The organism is Roseateles agri, assembly GCF_034043675.1.
Taxonomy (GTDB): Bacteria; Pseudomonadota; Gammaproteobacteria; order Burkholderiales; family Burkholderiaceae_C; genus KK5.
On the sequence record NZ_JAXCLA010000004.1, the window covers coordinates 191,379 to 211,890 of the forward strand.

At 68.8% G+C, this 20,512-nt stretch carries 13 protein-coding genes; 5 read left to right on the top strand and 8 right to left on the bottom strand.

Going from position 1 to position 20,512, the window contains the following annotated elements:
- Positions 1-24: 24 nt before the first annotated feature.
- Together SNE35_RS12850 and SNE35_RS12855 are read right to left on the bottom strand one after the other, a co-directional pair.
- Entirely contained in the window at positions 25-2,205 is a 2,181-nt protein-coding gene (locus SNE35_RS12850; protein ID WP_320423312.1) for a hybrid sensor histidine kinase/response regulator, read from the bottom strand.
- Positions 2,196-7,967, bottom strand: coding sequence for a HAMP domain-containing protein (locus tag SNE35_RS12855; RefSeq protein ID WP_320423313.1), 5,772 nt, complete (start codon positions 7,965-7,967; stop codon positions 2,196-2,198). The genes SNE35_RS12850 and SNE35_RS12855 overlap by 10 nt, the downstream gene beginning before the upstream one ends.
- Positions 7,968-8,149: 182 nt before the next feature.
- On the opposite strand from SNE35_RS12855, the gene SNE35_RS12860 reads away from it, so the two are divergent.
- A complete protein-coding gene (locus tag SNE35_RS12860; RefSeq protein ID WP_320423314.1) occupies positions 8,150-8,515 on the top strand; it encodes a response regulator in 366 nt (121 codons plus the stop codon).
- Between the two features lie 180 nt (positions 8,516-8,695).
- Here the strand turns inward: SNE35_RS12860 and SNE35_RS12865 are convergent, their stop codons facing one another.
- From SNE35_RS12865 to SNE35_RS12880, 4 genes are all read right to left on the bottom strand, one after another.
- Complete coding sequence (locus SNE35_RS12865) at positions 8,696-9,073, bottom strand: DUF4148 domain-containing protein (protein ID WP_320423315.1); 378 nt, start codon at positions 9,071-9,073, stop codon at positions 8,696-8,698.
- An 85-nt stretch (positions 9,074-9,158) separates the two neighbouring features.
- Positions 9,159-12,620, bottom strand: a complete 3,462-nt coding sequence (locus SNE35_RS12870) for a response regulator (RefSeq protein ID WP_320423316.1) — start codon at positions 12,618-12,620, stop codon at positions 9,159-9,161.
- A 127-nt stretch (positions 12,621-12,747) separates the two neighbouring features.
- The gene (locus SNE35_RS12875; protein ID WP_320423317.1) at positions 12,748-12,900 is read right to left on the bottom strand and encodes a hypothetical protein; all 153 of its coding nucleotides are present in this window, start codon (positions 12,898-12,900) and stop codon (positions 12,748-12,750) included.
- Positions 12,901-12,902: 2 nt separating this feature from the next.
- Positions 12,903-13,475 (bottom strand): outer membrane beta-barrel protein, encoded by a 573-nt coding sequence (locus SNE35_RS12880; RefSeq protein ID WP_320423318.1) that lies wholly within the window; start codon positions 13,473-13,475, stop codon positions 12,903-12,905.
- Between the two features lie 189 nt (positions 13,476-13,664).
- Here SNE35_RS12880 and SNE35_RS12885 point away from each other — a divergent pair, with 189 nt between their 5' ends.
- From SNE35_RS12885 to SNE35_RS12900, 4 genes are all read left to right on the top strand, one after another.
- On the top strand, positions 13,665-15,800 hold the full coding sequence (locus SNE35_RS12885; RefSeq protein ID WP_320423319.1) for an AsmA family protein: 2,136 nt from the start codon (positions 13,665-13,667) through the stop codon (positions 15,798-15,800).
- 128 nt (positions 15,801-15,928) lie between these two features.
- Positions 15,929-16,345 (top strand): response regulator, encoded by a 417-nt coding sequence (locus SNE35_RS12890; protein ID WP_320423320.1) that lies wholly within the window; start codon positions 15,929-15,931, stop codon positions 16,343-16,345.
- Between the two features lie 7 nt (positions 16,346-16,352).
- Complete coding sequence (locus SNE35_RS12895; RefSeq protein ID WP_320423321.1) at positions 16,353-17,798, top strand: CHASE3 domain-containing protein; 1,446 nt, start codon at positions 16,353-16,355, stop codon at positions 17,796-17,798.
- A gap of 80 nt (positions 17,799-17,878) precedes the next feature.
- Positions 17,879-18,286, top strand: coding sequence for a cupin domain-containing protein (locus SNE35_RS12900; protein WP_320423322.1), 408 nt, complete (start codon positions 17,879-17,881; stop codon positions 18,284-18,286).
- Positions 18,287-18,299: 13 nt separating this feature from the next.
- On the opposite strand, the gene SNE35_RS12905 is transcribed toward SNE35_RS12900, so the two are convergent.
- Complete coding sequence (locus SNE35_RS12905) at positions 18,300-19,487, bottom strand: hybrid sensor histidine kinase/response regulator (protein WP_320423323.1); 1,188 nt, start codon at positions 19,485-19,487, stop codon at positions 18,300-18,302.
- Positions 19,472-20,389, bottom strand: a complete 918-nt coding sequence (locus tag SNE35_RS12910) for a CheR family methyltransferase (protein ID WP_320423832.1) — start codon at positions 20,387-20,389, stop codon at positions 19,472-19,474. The genes SNE35_RS12905 and SNE35_RS12910 overlap by 16 nt, the downstream gene beginning before the upstream one ends.
- Positions 20,390-20,512: the final 123 nt, after the last annotated feature.

Here is a 20,512-nt window from a genome sequence, read left to right on the forward strand (position 1 = left end):
CTCGAAAAACGCTGCGGTGTCCGCCTACACAGTGGCTTCCTTGACGCTCGGTGTCAACCCGTTCGGCCCCCCTGAGCGACGGGTCGCCAGCCAGTCCTCGATCAGCCGCATCAGCGCCTGCGGATCGGCCGGCTTGACGATGTGGGCGCCGAAGCCGGCCTCCTGCGCGCGGCGCCGATCCTCGGACTGGCCGTAGCCGGTCAGCGCGACCAGGAAGGACCGCGCCGTCTGCGGCAGCGCATAGAGCTGGCGCGCCACCTGATAGCCGTCCATCAGCGGCAGGCCGATGTCCAGCAGTACGACGTCGGGCGCGAAGCTCGCCGCCAGCGCGATCGCCTCCATGCCGTCGGCGGCGCTCTGCACCTCGTAGCCGTTCAGCTCCAGGTAGGCGGCGATCGTGTGGGTGATGTCCGGGTTGTCGTCGACGACCAGCACGCGGCAGCCGCTGCGCGAGACCGTGCCGGCCACGGCACCGTCGGCATCCGGCGACGCACTGCCCGTCGTGCCCATCGTGACGCCGGGCAGCGTCACGATGAACTCGGAACCCAGGCCCATGCCGCCGCTCAGCGCGACGACCTCGCCGCCATGCAGGTGGACCAGCCGCTGCACCAGGGTCAGGCCGACGCCGAGGCCGCCCTGGCTGCGGTCCAACGAGCGCTTGCCCTGCTCGAACAGCTCGAACACATAGGGCAGCAGCTCGGCATCGATGCCCAGGCCGTTGTCGCGCACGCGGATCTGCGCGCGCGTGCCCTGCACTTCCAGCGCCACCTCGATCTCGCCGCCGTCCTCGGTGTACTTGGCGGCGTTGTTCAGCAGGTTGGCCACCACCTGGGCCAGCCGCGCGAAATCGCCCTGCAGCGAGACCGGTTCGTGCGGCAAGCTCAGCCGCAAGGTGTGGCCGCGCTTGTCGATCAACTCGCGCACCGTCTCCACGCCGTGGGCGACGACGGCGCACAGGTCCAGCGGCGCGGTGCGCAGCACGATCTTGCCCTGGCTGATGCGGGCGACGTCCAGCAGCTCCTCGACGAGGCGGGTCAGCTGCCGCACCTGGCGCTCGGTCACGTCGGTGGCCCAGGCGATGCGCTTGTCGGCGCCGGGCGTGAGGCGGCGGATCACCTCGACGGCGTTGCGGATCGGCGCCAGCGGGTTGCGCAGCTCGTGCGACAGCATCGCCAGGAATTCGTCCTTGCGCTGGTTGGCGTCCTGCAGCTGCTGCTGCGCCTGGCGGCGCTCGACGATCTCGATCTGCAGGTTGCGATACAGGCGCGCGTTCTCGAAGGCCAGACCCGCGCGGTCCACCAGCTCCTCCAGCAAGGCACCGTCCAGGCGCGCGGCGCCGTCTTCCACCAGCAGCGCGCCGAGCGGCCGGGCGCCACGGCCCGCGGCGGCGCTGACGATGGGCAGCACGACGAAGCCGCCGATGCCGAAGCGCGCCGGCGATTCGTCCAGCATCAGGAGCGCGTCGTGCAGCGGCTGCGGCAACTGGTCCAGCCCGGCCTCGGCGAAGCTGGGCACGCCGTCGACGGCGCTGCAGCCCAGCAGCCGGCCGGGCGACTGCGCATCGCCCAGCATCGCCAGCCAGGCCTGCGAGGTCATGCCCGGCACGACCAGCTCCAGCAGCCGCTGCATTGCTACGTCGGCGTCCAGCGAACTGGTCAGCACGCGGCTGGCGTGGGCGAGGAAGTTCGAGCGGCGGGTGCTCTCCTCCGCCGCGCGCTGGGCCGCCTCGGCGGTGGCCAGCGCGATGCGCTCCAGCGCCTGCAGCTTCAGCCGCCGCTGCGAGATGTAGAGCTCCACGAACACGCGCACCTTGCTGCGCAGCACCTCGGCGACGACCGGCGAGAGGATGTAGTCCACCGCGCCCAGCTCGTAGCCCTGCGTGGTCTGCAGTTCATCGGCATAGGCGGTGATGAAGATGATCGGCGTGTGGGCCGAGCGGCGGTAGGTGCGCAGCAGGCGCGCGGTCTCCAGGCCGTCCATGCCGGGCATGTTGACGTCCAGCAGGATCACCGCGAACTCCTGCTTCAGCACCTCCTTCAGCGCCTCGGTACCGGAGCGGGCGATCACCAGGTTCTGGCCCAGCTCCTCGAGGATGGTCTCGATGACCAGCAGCTTCTCCGGCAGGTCGTCGACGATCAGGACGTTGGCGCGGCCGACGTCCGCACCGTCCTCCGGCAGATCGCCAAAACCCGTCGTCAGCGGCACAGCCAGCCCCGCAGCACCGCCAGCAGGTTGGTCGGGTCGACCGGCTTGGCCAGGTAGTCCCAGGCGCCGGCCTCGATGCATTTCTGGCGGTCGCCCTTCATCGCCTTGGCCGTCACCGCCACCATCGGCAGCTCGCGGCCGCGCGGCAATTTGCGGATCTCCTGCATCGTCGTGATGCCGTCCATTTCCGGCATCATGATGTCCATCAGCACGATGTCGATCGACGGATCACTCTGCACCAGGCGGATCGCCTCGCGGCCGTTGTCGGCGCTGACGATGACCATGCCCTGGTCGTCCAGCACGGTGGCGAGCGCGAAGATGTTGCGCACGTCGTCGTCGACGATCAGCGCCTTCTTGCCCTCCAGCGCGCGGTGCGCGCCGTGGTTGGCCTCGACGACGTGGCGCTCGCGGTCGCTCATTGTGGCCGGGTTGCGGTGCAGCGAGACGGCCACCTGAGCGATCAGCCGGTCCAAGGTCTCGGCGCGGTGCGCGGAGAAGGCGCGCATCGTGCGCTGCCAGGGGCCGATGGGCGCCGCCTCGTTGGGCGCGAACAGCACCACCGGCAGTTGGCAGGTGCTGCGGCGATGCTCCAGCGCGTCGAGCACGTCCTCGGGGCCGATCAGCTGCAGGCTCTCGTCGGCGACGACGGCGTCCACGCTCTCCAGCGCCTGCCGCGCGGCGGCGGCCTGCTCGACGACGATGGGCTCGATCTCCGCGTCCAGCGCGGCCAGGAAGTCCTGGCGCAGCGCGCTGTCCGGCAGCGCCACCAGTACGCGCTTGGCGCTGCGGTCCAGGTACTTGCCGAGATCGGCGATCGCCTGGTCCACCGCGTCCTTGGACTGCAGCGGCTTGGCCAGGAAGCCGATCGCACCGGCCTGCAACGCGCGCTCGCGCGATTCGTCGGTGGAGACGACGCAGACGGGGATGTGCCGCGTCTGCGCGTCCGTCTTCAGCCGGTCGAGGATGCGCCAGCCCTGCATGTCGGGCAGGAAGATGTCCAGGGTCATCAGCGAGGGGTGGTACTCGCGCGTCATCGTCAGCGCGCCGGCACCGGTGGTGGCCACCAGGCCCTTCATGCCGGCCTGGCGCGCGGCCTCCAGCAGCACGCGGGCGAAGGCCAGGTCGTTCTCGACGATCAGCAGCACGCGGTCGCCGGTGGCGATCTCGTCGCGGTCGTCGTCGGCCACGTTGGCGAACACGGGGCTGTCGCTGTTGCTGTCGATCTCGATCGGCGGCTCGGGCCGGAAGGCCGGCGCCACAGGCACGAGCGGTTCGACATGCTTGCGCGGCGCCCGCGCCTCGACGGCATCCTGCGGGCGCGCATGGCGGCCGATGCGCGAAGGGTTGTAGGCCTGCGGCAGGTACAGCGTGAAGGTGGAGCCGCGGCCCGGCGCGCTGACGAGGCGGATCTCGCCGCCCAGCAGCCGCGCCAGCTCCCGGCTGATCGCCAGGCCCAGGCCGGTGCCACCGTACTTGCGCGAAGTCGAGCCGTCGGCCTGCTGGAAGGCCTCGAAGATGATCTGCTGCTTGTCCGAAGAGATGCCGATGCCGGTGTCCGCCACCGAGAAGGCGAGCACCTGCGCGGCGTGGTTCAGCTCGTCGTTGTCGGGGCTCCAGCCGCCGTCCGCCAGGCCGATGCTGAAGCTGACGTGGCCCTGGTGCGTGAACTTGAAGGCGTTGGACAGCAGGTTCTTGATGATCTGCTGCAGGCGCTTGACGTCGGTGACCATGCTCTTGGGCAGCGGCTGGCGCGACTCGACGAGGAAGTCCACGTGCTTGCTCTCGGCGAAGTGGCGGAAGCCGCGCTCCACCGAGCGCTGCACATCGTCCAGCCGCAGCTCGGATACATCCACCGCCACCGTGCCCGACTCGATCTTGGACAGGTCCAGGATGTCGTTGATCAGCATCAGCAGGTCGTTGCCGGAGGCGTGGATGGTCTTCGCGAACTCCACCTGCTTGGGCACCAGGTTGCCCTGCGGGTTCTTGCAGAGCTGGTCGGACAGGATCAAGAGCGAGTTCAGCGGCGTGCGCAGCTCGTGGCTCATGTTGGCGAGGAACTCGCTCTTGTACTTGGAGGTCAGCGCGAGCTGCTCGGCCTTCTCCTCCAACGCCTGGCGGGCCTGCTCCACCTCGGTGTTCTTGCGCTCCACCTCCTGGTTCTGGTGGGCCAGCAGGCGTGCCTTCTCCTGCAGTTCCTCATTGGTCTGCTGGAGTTCCTGCTGCCGGTTCTGCAGCTCCTGCGCGAGAGACTGCGACTGGGCCAGCAGATCCTCCGTGCGCATGTTCGCCTCGATCGTGTTAATCACGATGCCGATGGACTCGGTCAACTGGTCCAGGAAGGCCTGGTGCGCCGGGTTGAAGCGGTCCAGCGAGGCCAGTTCCAGCACGCCGCGCACCTGGCCTTCGAACACGATGGGCAGCACCAGCACGTCCATCGCCGCGCTGTCCGAGAGGCCCGAGGCGATGCGGAAGGCCGCGTTCGGGATGTTGGACAGCAGCAGCTTCTCCTTGTCCAGCGCGCACTGGCCGACCAGGCCCTGGCCCAGGTCCACCTCCTTGCCGTGCGTGCTCTGGCCGCCGGAGGCGTAGCTGGCGAACAGGCGCAGCTTGGGCGCCTCTCCGGCCGTGCGCAGCACGTAGAACTCGGCCTGCTGCGCGCCGACCACCGGCGCCAGTTCCGACAGGATCAGCTGGCCCACCGTCACCAGGTCCTTCTGGCCCTGCAGCATGCGACTGAACTTGGCGAGGTTGGTCTTCAGCCAGTCCTGCTCGGTGTTCTTCTGCGTGGTGTCCTTCAGGTTGCGGATCATCTCGTTGATGGTGTCCTTCAAGGACGCCACCTCGCCCTGCGTCTCCACCGTGATCGAGCGCGTCAGGTCGCCCTGGGTCACGGCGGTGGCCACCTCGGCGATCGCGCGCACCTGCGTCGTCAGGTTGGCCGCGAGTTCGTTGACGTTCTCGGTCAGGCCCTTCCAAGTGCCCGAGGCGCCCGGCACCTTGGCCTGGCCACCCAGCTTGCCTTCGACGCCCACCTCGCGCGCCACCGTCGTCACCTGATCCGCGAAGATGGCCAGCGTGTCGGTCATCGAGTTGATCGTGTCGGCCAGTTCGGCGATCTCGCCCTTGGCGTCCACCATCAGCTTCTGCTTCAGGTCGCCGCCCGCCACCGCGGTCACCACCTTGGCGATGCCGCGCACCTGGCTCGTGAGATTACCGGCCATGAAGTTCACGTTGTCGGTCAGGTCCTTCCAGGTGCCCGACACGCCCTGCACGTCGGCCTGGCCGCCCAGCTTGCCTTCGGTGCCCACCTCGCGCGCGACGCGCGTCACTTCCGCGGCGAAGGACGAGAGCTGGTCCACCATCGTGTTGATCGTAGTCTTCAGCTCCAGGATCTCGCCCTTGACGTCCACCGTGATCTTCTTGGACAGGTCACCGGCCGCCACCGCCTTGGTCACGTCCGCGATGTTGCGCACCTGGCTCGTCAGGTTGCCGGCCATGAAGTTGACCGATTCGGTCAGGTCCTTCCAGGTACCGGCCACGCCCTGCACGTCGGCTTGGCCGCCCAGCTTGCCTTCGGTGCCCACCTCGCGCGCCACACGGGTCACTTCCGCGGCGAACGATCGAAGCTGGTCCACCATCGTGTTGATCGTGTTCTTCAGCTCGGAGATCTCGCCCTTCACGTCCACGGTGATCTTCTTGGAGAGGTCGCCCGCCGCCACGGCCGTCGTCACCTCGGCGATGTTGCGCACCTGGCTCGTCAGGTTGCCGGCCATGAAGTTGACCGACTCGGTCAGGTCCTTCCAGGTACCGGCCACGCCCTGCACGTCGGCCTGGCCGCCGAGCTTGCCTTCGGTGCCCACCTCGCGCGCCACACGGGTCACTTCCGCGGCGAACGATCGGAGCTGGTCCACCATCGTGTTGATCGTGGCTTTCAGCTCCAGGATCTCGCCCTTCACGTCCACGGTGATCTTCTTGGACAGGTCGCCGGCGGCCACGGCCTTGGTCACGTCCGCGATATTGCGCACCTGACTCGTCAGGTTGCCGGCCATCGAGTTGACCGAGTCGGTCAGGTCCTTCCAGGTGCCCGAGACGCCGCCCACTTCCGCCTGGCCGCCGAGCCGCCCTTCGGTACCCACCTCGCGCGCGACGCGGGTCACTTCGGCGGCGAAGGACGAGAGCTGGTCCACCATCGTGTTGATGGTGGCCTTCAGCTCCAGGATCTCGCCCTTCACGTCCACCGTGATCTTCTTGGACAGGTCACCGGCGGCCACCGCCTTGGTCACGTCGGCGATATTGCGCACCTGGCTCGTCAGGTTCGAGGCCATCGAGTTGACCGAGTCGGTCAGGTCCTTCCAGGTGCCAGCCACGCCCTGCACGTCGGCCTGGCCACCCAGCTTGCCTTCGGTGCCCACCTCGCGCGCCACGCGGGTCACTTCCGCGGCGAACGATCGCAACTGGTCCACCATCGTGTTGATCGTGTTCTTCAGCTCCGAGATCTCGCCCTTCACGTCCACGGTGATCTTCTTGGACAGGTCACCCGCGGCCACGGCCGTGGTCACTTCGGCGATGTTCCGCACCTGGCTCGTCAGATTGCCGGCCATGAAGTTGACCGACTCGGTCAGGTCCTTCCAGGTACCGGCCACACCCTGCACATCGGCCTGGCCGCCCAACTTGCCTTCGGTACCCACTTCACGGGCAACCCGCGTCACTTCGGCGGCGAAGGAGCGCAGCTGGTCCACCATCGTGTTGATCGTGTTCTTCAGCTCGGAGATCTCGCCCTTCACGTCCACGGTGATCTTCTTGGACAGGTCGCCGGCCGCCACCGCCTTGGTCACGTCCGCGATATTGCGCACCTGCGCGGTGAGGTTGCCGGCCATCGAGTTGACGGAATCGGTCAAATCCTTCCAGGTGCCGGACACGCCTTCCACCCGCGCCTGTCCGCCCAGCGAGCCCTCGGTGCCCACCTCGCGCGCCACCCGCGTCACCTCCGACGCGAAGGAGCGCAGCTGGTCCACCATCGTGTTGATTGTGTTCTTCAGGGTCAGGAACTCGCCCTTGACGTCCACGTCGATCTTCTTGGAGAGGTCGCCCTGCGCCACGGCCGTCGTCACGTCGGCAATGTTGCGCACCTGGTCGGTCAGGTTGCCGGCCATCGAGTTGACCGAGTCGGTCAGGTCCTTCCAGGTACCGGCCACGCCCTTCACCTTGGCCTGGCCACCGAGCTTGCCCTCGGTGCCCACCTCGCGCGCCACCCGCGTCACCTCGGCCGAGAAATTGCCGAGCTGCTCCACCATCTTGTTGATCGTCTTGGCGGTGCTGAGGAACTCGCCTTCCAGCGGCCGGTTTTCCACCTCCAGCGCCATCGACTTGGTCAGGTCGCCCTGGGCCACCGCGCCGATCACGCGGGCCACCTCGGAGGTCGGGTGCACCAGGTCGTCGATCAGCGCATTGATGCACTCGATGCTCTGGCCCCAGAAGCCGCGCTGCTCGCTCAGCGAGGCGCGCTGCTTCAGCTGCCCCTGCTTGCCGACCACCTGGCGCAGCCGCGAGAGCTCCTCGGCCATCGCGGCGTTCTGCTCGACGACGTCGTTGAACACGTCCGCCACCTTGCCGGCCACGCCGTTCCAGTGCAGCGGCATGCGCACGCTGGCGTCGCCGCGCCGCAGGCCGTTCAGCGCGACCAGCAAGGTGCCCAGCTGCTCGGTCGGCTTGGCGGACTCAATGGACTCAACGGATTCCAGGACCTCGTCGATGACCTTCATGGTGATATGTCCCTCTACCGGTTTCCCGGTTGCTTTGTAATTTCAGCGAAGATTGCGGCCAGGTAACTCGTTATATCGACGGCTTGCACAGGGCCGGCTTTGGCTGCACATTGATAGCGGGCATGCAGGGAGAAACATGGAACGGACCGGAAGCACGGGCATGGCATTCAACGGAGGCCTCCATGGATGAGGTGCGCGTGGTCGTGGTCGACGACGTCGCCGACATGGCGGAGACGCTGGCCCTCTCGCTGGAACTGGATGGCTACTCGGTCAAGACCGCCAGCAATGGCACGCAGGCGCTGGAGGTGATCGAGGCGTACCGGCCGCACTGCGTGCTGCTGGACATCAACATGCCCGGCATGGGGGGCTGCGAACTGTCCGACCGGCTGCGCGAGCTCTACGGCGACGAGGTCGTGCTGATCGCCGTGACCGGCTGGGGCGATCCGGGCGACCGCGTCTCGGACACCTTCTCGCGCTTCGACCACTACATCCGCAAGCCCTTCGATCCCGACCTGCTGCGCAAGGTGCTGCCGCCCGTCACGGCCTGACGACGCCGATCCTGCGGCGCTGATGACGCGATGCTGGGAAGCCATGGAATCCGTTCGCTGGGGGATGCGGCAGCGTAGCGCGGCTTTCCCGCACCGAAGGTGTCACCCACGAAGGTTGCGCCACCGTCTGACAAGGCCGTGGCGCGTTGTCCTACAAGGCCTCCAGCGAACGAATGGCGATCAGCCGGCGATCAGTGTCGGCCGCCGGGTATCCAGCCGCAACTGGTCGGCCGGGTCCTCGCTGTTGTAGAGCCTCAGCTCGCCGCTGGCCTGGGCCTGGCGCAACTCGTCCTTGACCTCGGCACGGGTCTTGGCGGGCTCGCTCGTCATGTTCTGCTGCCAGCGGGTGACCTCCGAGGAATCCTCGCTGTTCAGCGCCGCGAACAGGCCGTTCGTCTTGGCGATCTCCAGCTCCTCGAGGACCTGGGCGCGCGTCAGCGATGGGCCGGCATCCTCGTACGAACTGGCGCTGGTCGTCGCCTGGCCCTGGGCCTGCGCGGCCCCGCAGGCCAGCGCGGCGCACAGGACGAGGGCACCGTGTTTGATCAGTCGTTTCATGGGACTTCCTTTACTGCAAAGCGGGACAAACCCGGTGCTGCAGTTCGGCAATGCCCATGCCCACGGACGCCGCTGAGACTTGCCGTTACGCCCGCTGCATCCACACACGCATCAGCGACAAGAGCTTGCCCACGTCCAGCGGCTTGGCAATGTAGTCGTTGGCGCCGGCGGCGAGGCAGCGTTCGTGGTCGTCCTTCATCGCCTTGGCGGTCAGCGCGATCACCGGCAGGCGCTGGAACTGCGGCTGCTTGCGGATCTCGCGTGTCGCGGCGATGCCGTCCATCTCCGGCATCATCACGTCCATCAGCACCATGTCGATGGGCTGGCGCGCCAGCACTTCCAGCGCTTCGCGGCCGTTGCGGGCGATCTCGATCTTCATGCCCTTGGGCTCCAGCGCGGCCGACAGCGCGAAGATGTTGCGCACGTCGTCCTCGACGATCAGCACGCGCCGGCCCTCCAGCAGCGCCTCGCGCTCGCGCGCCACCACCAGCATGCGCTGGCGCTCCGGCGGCAGCTTGGATTCCACCTGGTGCAGGAACAGCGTCACCTCGTCCAGCAGCCGCTCCGGCGAGCGCGCGCCCTTGACGATGATGCTCTTGGAGAAACGGCGCAGCGCGTCCTCCTCTGCCCGGCTCAGCGCCCGGCCGGTGTAAACGATGACCGGCGGGAACGCGAGGTCCTCCTGCCCGGCCATCCGCTCCAGCAGCTCGAAGCCGCTGACGTCGGGCAGGTGCAGGTCCATCACCATGCAATCGAAGGTGCCGGCCTTCAGCGCCCCCAGCGCCTCCTCGGCGGTGCTGACGCCGACGATCTGCACCTCGTCGCTGCCCAGCAGCTGCTCGATGGCCTCGCGCTGGCGCATGTCGTCCTCGACCACCAGCACGCGCCGCAGGCCCTGCGCCACCTTGGCCTGCAGGCGGTTCAGCGCCTGCTCCAGCTCGTCGCGCTTGACCGGCTTCAGTCCGTAGCCCACGGCGCCCATCTCCAGCACTTCCTGCGAGTAGTCGCTGACCGAGATCACATGGACAGGAATGTGGCGCAGCGTGGGCGTGCGCTTGAGCTGCTCCAGCACGCCGAAGCCCGACATGTCGGGCAGCTTCATGTCCAGCACGATCGCGCTGGGTCGGTACTGCTCGGCGGCGCGCAGGCCGTCGAGGGCACGGTCGGCCAGCACGACGGGGAAGCCCATCTCGCGCACCAGGTCGCGCAGTACGGCGGCGAAGTGCGGGTCGTCCTCGATGACGAGGATGGTGCGCGGGTCGGGCTGCAGCGCGAGCTGCTCGCGGTCGTCCTCCAGCGCGGCAACGGGCGGCACGACAGCAGCAGGATGATGATGATGCAGCGGCAGCGACTGCTGCGGCATCGGCGCCGGCTCATGTGCATCCTGGCGGGCGGGCAAGGTCAGGGTGAACGTGCTGCCCTCGCCCAGGTTGCTGCGCAGCGCGATGTCGCCACCGAGCAGCTGCGCCAAGGTGCGCGAGATCGACAGGCCCAGGCCCGTGCCGCCGTACTTGCGGTGCGTGCTGCCGTCGGCCTGGCGGAAGGCCTCGAAGATCATCTGCTGCTGCGCCTCGGCGATGCCGATGCCGGTGTCGCGCACCGCGAAGCGCAGCTGGCGGCCGCCCTCGATGGCATCGATCTTCAAGGTCACGCTGCCGGCCTCGGTGAACTTCAGCGCGTTCGAGATCAGGTTCTTCAGGATCTGGCCCAGGCGCGCCTCGTCGGTGTCGAGGCTGGCCGGCAGGTCCGGCGCGCACTCGACCGAGAAGGCCAGCCCGCGCTGGCGGGCCATCGGCGCGAAGCCGGTCTCGATCGACTGCGCAACGCGCTGCAGCGGCACGTCCTCGATGCTGATGTCCAGCTTGCCGGCCTCGATCTTCGAGATATCCAGGATGTCGTTGACCAGGGCCAGCAGATCGTTGCCGGCGGCCGAGATGGTGCGCGCGAAGCGCACCTGCTCCTCGCTCAGGTTGCCGCCGCGGTTGTCGGCCAGCAGCTTGGCCAGGATCAGGGTCGAGTTCAGCGGCGTGCGCAGCTCGTGGCTCATGTTCGCCAGGAACTCGCTCTTGTACTGGCTGGTCCGCTCCAGCTGCTCGGCCTTCTCGGTTAGCGCCACCTGCGCCCGCGCCAGGTCCTCGCGCTGCGTCTCCAGCCGCTGCGACTGTTCTTCCAGCTGGACATTGGTCTGCTCCAGCTCCGCATGCTGGGCCTCCAGGCGCAGCTGCGATTCGCGCAGCGCGCGGCTCTGCTCCTCGAGCTCCTCGTTGCTGGACTGCAGCTCCTCCTGTTGGTGCTGCAGCTCCTCGGCCTGGCGGCGCGTCTCCTCCAGCAGCTCTTCCAGGCGGCTGCGGTCGATCGCCGCGCGCAGCGCCATGCCGAGCGACTCCGACACGCGCCCAAGCGCCTGCAGCTCAACCGGCAAGGTGCGGCGGAAGAAGCCGAGTTCCAGCACGCACTGGACGATGCCGTCGACGGTCACCGGCAGCAGCAGCAGCTCCGTCGGCGCCGCCTCGCCCAGGCCGGAGCCGACGACCCAGTAGCCGGCCGGCACCTCGCGCACATGCAGCGGCCGCCCATCGCGTGCCGCCTGGCCCACCAGGCCCTCGCCGGCGGCCACCTGCGTCAGCCGCCCGGCCGGCAGTGCATAGCCGGCGACTCTTTCGAAGCCGCTGTTGCCCTGCTCCGTGCCCTGCGCCATGTAGAGCGCGCCGGCCTGTGCATCCAACCGCTGCGCCAGATAGGAGAGCGCCTTGTCCGCGAGGCTGGCCACGCTGCGATCGCCCTGCAGGGTCTCGCCCATGCCTGCGTGCACGGCGCGCAGCCAGGCCTCCTGCTCGCGCGCCCGGTAGTTGCGCGAGGTCATCACAGCAGCCGCGGCAATCAGCACCAGCAGCAGGGCCGAGCCGATCAGCGTCACCGCCAGCGAGGCTTCTGCGGTGCGATCCCAGGCGAGGCGGCGGTCAGTTGCGAGATCCTGCTCCTCGCGGGTGATCTCGGTGACGAGACTGCGGATCCGGTCCATCAGCACGCGGCCGCGGTCGCTGCGCACCAGCTCCAGCACGGCCGCTTCCTTGCCCTGCCGCTTCAGCGTGATCGTCTGCTCCAGTTCGTTGAGCTTCTCCACCCAGAGCTGGCCCAGTTGCGAGATGCGGCGCTGCTGGCGCGGGTTGTCGGCGGTCAAGGCCTGCAGCGAGCGGAGCGCGCCGTCCATCGAAGTCTTGGCGTTCGTGAAGGGCTGCAGGTAGGTCTCGGTGCCGGTCAGCACGAAGCCGCGCTGACCGGTTTCCGCATCCTTGAGCAGCGACAAGGTGGTGCCGGCCTGCTCGATCACCTCCTGCGTGTGGACGAGCGCATCGGCCGCCGCGGTGCGGTCCCTCTGCGATGAGAGCGAGAACACGCCGATCGCAAGCACGGCCACCACCGCGATGCCGAAACTCGCCAGCAGACTCAGTGGCAGGAAGCTCGCGAGACCGCGCTGACGCTCCGGCAGTTTCGAGTCGCCGCCTGTCGAGTCATGCCCGATTCCCAGTTGTTCCGTCTGCTGCATTGCTGCCTTTACCTGAATCTGCCGTCGAGATAAAAGTTTATGTCGGCGGCATCATGCGGCCCGGCAGGGCTTGTACGGCTGACGAAAGGGCGATAGGCGGACGAACTAGTCTGACGAACCCGGCGAATCAGCGCGACGGCCGGTGGTCCGCCTCGAACTTGCCGTCGAGATCGCTGCGGCGGCCGCCCTCGGGCGGCGCGATCGGCGGGTCGTCCGCGGGCGAGGCCGGCTGGGCCGGCTTGCTGGGTGCCGGTGGCTTCGGCTTCTGATCTTTTGCCATGGTCAGAACCTCTTGACGAAGCCGATGCTCGTCGAAGCGACGCCGTCGCGGCTACCGCCCGGGAAGCGGAAGTCGTGGTGCTGCCACTCGAGCACGACGCTGGAGGTCGGGTTCAGTGCGTAGTCCACGCCCGCGCCATAGGAGCCACCCCAGCCGGTCTCATGGCCGGTGGCAATGCCCGAGGTGGTCTGCGCGTCCACGCGCGTGCGGCCATAGGTCGCGCCGCCCTTGGCGAAGGCGCCGAAGCGGCTGTCGCCGAAGGGCACGCGGCCGACCAGGCTCAGGTTGATGCCCTGGGCCCTTGTATGGCCGCCGCCGCGATCGGCCTCGCCCATGTTCAGGTAGCCCAGCTCCGCACCCAGGTAGGGGTTGAACATCGCGCCGCCGTAGAGGTTGAACGAGACGTTGGGGTTGTCGCAGCTGAAGCCGGTGCCGCAATCGGTCTTGTAGCTGGGCTTGCCGACGTTCAGGCCCATGTAGCCGCCGCTCAGCGACCAGGGCTCGGCCTGGGCGGCGGATGTGGCGGCTGCGGCCAGTGTGATGAATGCCAGTGCGGCGAACGATCGGTGTTTCATATCAGTACCTCAAGAAGATGAACTCTTCCTGCGGCGGCAAGCCCTATGCCCGCAAGCGGTGCATCCAAGGTTTCACTTTGTGTACCCAGCGTAGGACGCTCCCCACAGGCAGAGTGGCCCTGGGCCGATGGCCTTCGGCGGCCGGGCGGGGGAGCATGGCTGCATGTGTATTCCGCCCACGACCGCACCATGAGCGCCGCTGAACCGCCACATCAGCCGCCACATCAGCCGCCCCACAAGCTGCCCCGTCGGCGCCACACGGCCCTGATCAGCACCGGTCTGTTCCTGCTCGCCGTGATCGGCGCCGCCGCCGTCTGTGAATGGCAGGGCTGGCCGATGCTGCGCCGCCCGGCCGAGAACTGGGCCAGCGAACGCCTGCAGCGCGAAGTGAGCTTTGCTGGCAGCGGCACCCGCTGGCAGCTGCATCTGCTGGGTGGCATCCGCCTGAACCTGGGCCATCTGGAGGTTGGCGGTCCCGATTGGGGCACCGTCGGTGCGACGCTGGTCGCCAGCGAGGTCAAGCTCGCGCTGCGCTACCGCGACGTGTTTGCCTACCGCCGCGGCGAGCCGCTGAAGATCGCCTCACTCGAAGCGCAAGACCTGTCCCTGCGCGCGCAGCGCCTGGCTGACGGCCGCGCGAGCTGGCAATTCGGCCCGACGCGCGAGCCCTCCGAGCGCAGCGCCGTCGAGTTCGAGAGCCTGCGCGTCAAGAAGGGCATGGCCATCGTCGACGATCGCTTGAGCGCCCTGTCGATGGTCGCGAACTTCGCGGTGCTGGACGGCATGGCGCCGGACGGCAGCAAGGAAGACATCGGCATCCGCGCCGACGCCGAGGGGCGCTTTCGCAACGCGCCGCTGAAGGCCAGCCTGCGCAGCGGCTCCACCCTGCCCTGGCTGTCCTCGGACCCGAAGGCCCCGGCGGTGGACGTGGTCTTCAAGCTCGAGTCCGGCCAAGCCGGGCTGGACTTCAAGGGCCAGGTGCGCGACCTGCTGGCCAGCCAGGGCCTGAGCGGCGACTACTCGCTGCGCGGCCCCTCGCTGGCGGCCGTGGGCCAGCCGCTGGGCATCACCCTGCCGACCACGCCGCCCTTCGCGATGAACGGCAGCCTGGTGCGCGAAGGCCCGCGCTGGAAGACGCACGTGCGTCAGGCCACCATCGGCAAGAGTTCGATGAATGGCGACTTCGTCTTCGACCGCTCGGCCGCCGTGCCCAAGCTCAGCGGCGAGTTGCGCAGCCCCGAGCTGTGGCTGGCCGACCTGGGTCCGGCGATCGGCACCTCGGGCGCCGCCACGCAGGCTGCCGAGGCGCCGCGCCAGGGCATGGGCCCGGCGCGGGCGGTGCGCGTCGCTGCCACGACCACGCCCGCGCGCACCGCGGGCCCGGGGCGGGTGCTGCCGGATCGTGCCTTCGACCTGCCCTCGCTGCGCGCGATGAATGCCGACGTGCGGATGGACATCGCCCGGCTCGACTCCGGCAACGCACAGCTGCAGTCCATCCAGCCGCTGCGCACCCACCTGATCCTGCGGGACGGCGTGCTGACCTTGGACGACATCGACGCCCGCCTGGCACAAGGCCTGATCACCGGCCGCGTCACCATCGACGGACGCGAGGCCGCCGCCGTGTGGCGCGCGCAGCTGGGCCTGCGCGGCATGCTGCTGGAGCAGTGGCTGCTGCTGCGCAAGGGCAGCGGTACCAACGCCGCGCCCTACGCCACCGGCCGTATCGGCGCCAAGCTCGACATCGAGGGCCGCGGCCGCTCGACGGCGCAGTTCCTCGCTTCGGCCAACGGCCGCGCCCAGCTGTTCTGGAACAAGGGCACGGTCTCGCACCTGCTGGTCGAGGGCGCCGGCATCGACATCGCGCAGGCGCTGGGCATCTGGGTGAAGGGTGACGACGCCCTGCCCGTCACCTGCGCCATTGCCGACATGCGCGCCACCGACGGCATGATCCGGCCGCAGTACTTCGTCGTCGACACGCCGGACTCGGCGCTGCGCGTGGAAGGCGGCCTGTCGCTGGCGACCGAGCGCCTGGGCCTGGTGCTGCACGTGGCGCCCAAAGACATCAGCCCGCTGGCGCTGCGCACGCCGGTGGACGTGAACGGTACCTTCGGCAAGCCCGACATCTCGCTGCAGAAAGGGCCGATGGCCAAGCGCCTGGTGCCGGCCGTGGCGCTCGGCGCCGTGGTCACCCCGCTGGCCGCGCTGCTGCCGCTGATCGACCTGGGCGACAAGACCGCCCAGGTCGATGCCGAGCAATGCCGCGCGGGCCTGGCGCGCTACGAAGCCGAGGCCCGCAACTCAACCGCCGCTGTAGGACAGCGCTGACAAGGACCCAGGTGTTTGACGTACACGACCATGGGCAGCTCCCTGGTGACAATCGCATGAAACAAGCCTCCGCACCCAGCGTGTGGCCGGGAGCCCGCGGCGATCCTATGATGGCCGCGACCACGACCATGAACCCGCATTCCATCGATCACGTGTCCGCAGCCCGCCCCGGCCTCAGCTGTTTTCTCGTCGAAGACAGCCCCGTCATTCGCGAGAACCTGATCGCCACTTTCGAGGAGATGCTGGGCATGCAGGTCGTCGGCGTGGCCGAGGACGAGCATGCGGCGCTGCGCTGGCTGCAACATCCCGACAGCGCCTGCGACCTGATGATCATCGACATCTTCCTGAAGACCGGCACCGGCCTGGAAGTGCTGGCGCGCGCTAAGGCGCTGCGCCCGGAGCTCAAGCTCGTCGTGCTGACGAACTACGCCACGACCGAGATGCGGCGGCGTTGCATGATGCTCGGCGCGGACCGCGTGTTCGACAAGTCGGCCGAGCTGGAAGAACTGCTGGCCTACTGCGAAACCGTGCCGGACCAACGTTGAGCGAGGCATGGTGAAACTTGCGGGACTGACTCTCAAACTGCAGCGCAGCGCCTTCGCGCTGCCGCTGGCGATCGTGGTGGCCGGGCTGATGCTGGCCATCAGCGAATCGGCCTACTACGGCGCCGACTCGCAGCTGAACACCCTGGTCGAGATGAACCAGGCCAAGATGAAGCTGATCGCAGTGATCAGCCGCGTCACCGATGCCGAGGCCGGCCAGCGCGGCTACCTGCTGACCGGCCGGCCCGAGTATCTGGAGCCCTACCGCTTCGCGGCGGTGGACACCGTCGAGGGGCTGGAGTCGCTGCGCGTGCTGTACGCGAAGCTGGGTCACAAGGAGTCCGAGGCGCTGCGCGCCAAGATCGCCGAATCCGCGCAGACGAAGCTCAGCGAGCTGAAGGAAGAGTTGCGTCTGTACGACGAAGGCAAGGTCGAGGGCGCGCAGGAACTGCTGATGACGGACATCGGCCGCAACCACATGGAGGCGATCCGCACCAGCGCCGAGGCGCTGCTCGCCAACGAGAACCGGTTGATCGCCGCGGCCACCGCCAATGTGTTCGACACGCTGCTGCTGAACCGCGTGGGCGTGGCGGCGATGACGGCGATCAGCCTGCTGGTCGTCACCATGTTCCTGCGCCAGGGCCGCCAGCTGGAACGCCAGCGCGAGCTGCAGCAGGAAATGCTGCAGGCCGAACGGGAACGGCTGGAACGCGAGGTGCTGCGCCGCACGGCCGAGCTGACCGAGCTGGCCCGCCACCTGCAGACCGCCCGCGAGGACGAACGCGCGCGCCTGGCCCGCGACCTGCACGACGAACTCGGCGCGCTGCTGACGGCCGCCAAGCTCGACGTGGCCCGCATGCGCCCGAAGCTGCAGCACCTGCCCGATGTGCAGCCGCGCGTGGCCCACCTGGTCGAGACGCTGAACGCCGGCATCGCATTGAAGCGCCGCATCATCGAAGACCTGCGCCCCTCCACGCTGGACCAGCTGGGCCTGGTGCCGGCGCTGGAGATCCTGTGCCGCGACATGGCCAAGCAGCTGGGCCTGGACGTCGCCTCCGAGCTGACGCCGGTGAGCCTGTCGCAGAGCGGCCAGCTGAGCGTGTTCCGCCTGGTGCAGGAATCGCTGACCAACATCGCCAAGTACGCCCAGGCCACCGAGGTCAAGGTCCTGCTGCGGCCCGAGGGCACGGACGAAGTGCTGATACGCGTGACCGACAACGGCCGCGGCTTCGACGTCGCCCAGGTCGGCCGGGCGACCCACGGCCTGCTGGGCATGCGCTTCCGCGTCGAGGCCGAGCAGGGCGAGCTGCGCGTGCGCTCGGCGCCGGGACTGGGCACGACGGTCGAGGCCGTGTTCCCGAGCCACGTGCCCCCCGCCACGAGCGAGGTGCCCGAGGAAGCGGATGCCGCGGGCGATCCGGCCGCAGGGATGACACAGCCCGGCACGGTGGCCTGAACGGCCCCTGGGCAAGCCCGCCTCCCCGCCCGGCGGCGTTCGGCGTACAAGAGGCGTCCCATTCACGAAGGGACGCTCCGATGAACACGAAGCTGCACACCGGTCTCACGCGCCTCGCGCTCGCATCCGCCCTGCTGCTCGCCGCCGGGGCGGTCCACGCCCAGGCCAACGGGCTGACCCGGACCATCGTCGGCCGCGCCGACGTCTCGGTGCCGGGCCGCGAGGCCATCGTCGCCCGCGTGGAGATCGCCGCCGGCGCCCGCGCCGCGCGCCACACGCACCCGGGCGACGAGATCAGCTACGTCGCCGAGGGCGAGGTCGAACTGATCGTCGACGGGCAGCCGCCCCGCATCGTCAAGGCCGGCGAATCCTTCGTGGTTCCGGCCGGTACCGTGCACGAGGCCCACAACCCCGGCAGTGCGCCGGTGAAGCTGGTGGGCGTGTACGTGCTGGAGAAGGGCAAGCCGCTGGCGACACCGGCGCCGTAGTGCCCAGCGGGGACTACAGGTCCGACCAGCCCCGGGGCAGCATCATTTCAAAACGGGTGCCGTGCCCCTGGCGGGAACTGCCGATCAGCGAGCCGCCGTGGGCGCGGGCGATGTCCTGCGGGCCTTGCAGGCCGGCGCCGACCTGCGAGGCGGACATGCCTTCGATCGGCTTGCCGGCGCCGAACAGGTAGCGCGCCGCCGCTTCGCTGAGCACCCGGTCGAAGTCCAGGCTCAGGCGCATCGCGCGGCGCGCGGTGCCGTCCAGGTGGATCGTTATTTGAGCGTCACGGGCGTGGGTGGCAGCCTGCAGCAGCAGGTGGTCCACCGCCTCGGCGATCAGGCGCGCGTCGAAGTCGCCGACGGTATCGCCCTCGCTGTCGAACCGGGAGGGCGACCACATCAGCGCCTGGTTGGCGCCGATCTGCAGCCGCTGCTCCACCAGGCGCGCAAGATCCCCGCGCGCGAGCACCGGCGACACCTCGGTTTCCGGCATGCGCCCGAGGTTGACCAGGTGCTCCACCTGGCGGCCCAGCATCGTCGTGGCGGCCTTCATGCGCTCGGCCGCCTTCTGCAGGCTCGGCACCTCGCTGCGGCGGACCATCATCTCGGCGTTCAGCATCAGCACGGTCAGCGGCTCGCGGATGTCGTGCGACAGGGCCGCCAGCATCAGCGCGTTCGTGCGCGCCAGGCGCTCGTGCTCGGCCACGCGGGCGGCGAGCAACGCGCGCTGGCGGTGCAGGTCGACGAAGACGCGGATCTTGCTGTCCAGCACGCGCGGGTCGACCGGCTTGTAGAGGAAGTCCACCGCGCCCGCCTCGTAGCCGCGGAACACGCGCTGGGCCTCGCGTGCGCCGGCGGTCAAAAAGATGATCGGCACGTGGCGCGTGCGTTCGCTGCCGCGCATCAGCTCGGCCAGCGAGTAGCCGTCCATCACCGGCATCTGCACGTCCAGCAGCGCCAGGGCGATGTCGTCATGCTCCAGCAGCAACTCCAGCGCCGCCTGGCCCGAATCGGCGGCCAGCACGCGCAGGCCGGATTCGGCCAGCGCCGCCTCCATCGCGAGCAGGCTCTGCGGGTTGTCGTCGACGACGAGGATGCTCAGGCGCTCGTCCGAGCCGGCTCGGCCGCCTTCGGATGTGTTCGGCGTGTTCGGCGATGCGAAAGCCGGCGCTTCATTGGCGCGGCTCATTGTCTGGTCCATGATGACGACGTCCTCCTCCGGCTTGTGCTTGCGACCATGGCGTCCGGCAGGCGCCGGTACAGCTTCACGTCGGCCTGCGCGTGCAGGGGCTCGAAGGCCCCGGCATGCGCGCTGAACTGCAATGTCTCGCGGCTGCCCAGTCCCAGGAAGCCGCCACGCACCAGTGCATCCCGGAACAGGCCGATGCTGCGGTCCTGCAGCGCCGGCGTGAAGTAGATCAGCACGTTGCGGCAGGACACCAGGTGCACCTCGGAGAACACCGCATCGGTGGCGAGGCTGTGGTCGGCGAAGGTGATCTGGCGGCGCAGCGAGCGGTCGAACGCGATCGCGTCGTACGCGCAGGTGTAGTAGTCGGACAGCGAGCCCTTCCCGCCCGAGGCGAGATAGTTGCGGCTGAACAGCGCGGCGCGGTCGCGCGGGAACACGCCGTCCTCGGCGCGCTGCAGCGCCTGGGGGTTGATGTCGGTGGCGTAGATGATCGTGCGGTCGAGCAGGCCGGCCTCGTGCAGCAGGATGGCCATCGACCAGACCTCCTCGCCATGGCTGCAGCCGGCCACCCAGACCTTCAGCGAGGGCCAGGTGGAGAGCTGCGGCAGCACCTCCTCGCGCAGCGCGCGGAAGTAGGCGGGGTCGCGGAACATCTCGCTGACCTGCACGGTCAGGTACTGCAGCAGCCGCCCGAACACCGCGGGCTCGCGCAGCAGCGCGTGCTGCAGGTCGGCCATGCGGCGGTAGCCCATCTGCGCCATCGCCTGCACCATGCGCCGGCGCAGCAGCCCCGGCGCGTAGGCGCGGAAGTCGTGCTGGTAGCGCAGGTAGATCGCTTCCATCAGCACGCGGATCTCCACGTCGGCCAGGATCTCGGCGTCCGTGTCGGCGGGTTCCGTCGCAGCGGAGGGCATCGTGTCGATCATCGGGGCGGGCGTGCTGCGGCTCATCGTGGTGTGGGGGGCGCCGATGATTCTGCCAAGGGATTGCGACGTCCCGTGTAGGCCGACGCCTACAAATGGGCGCGGCGCGAACCG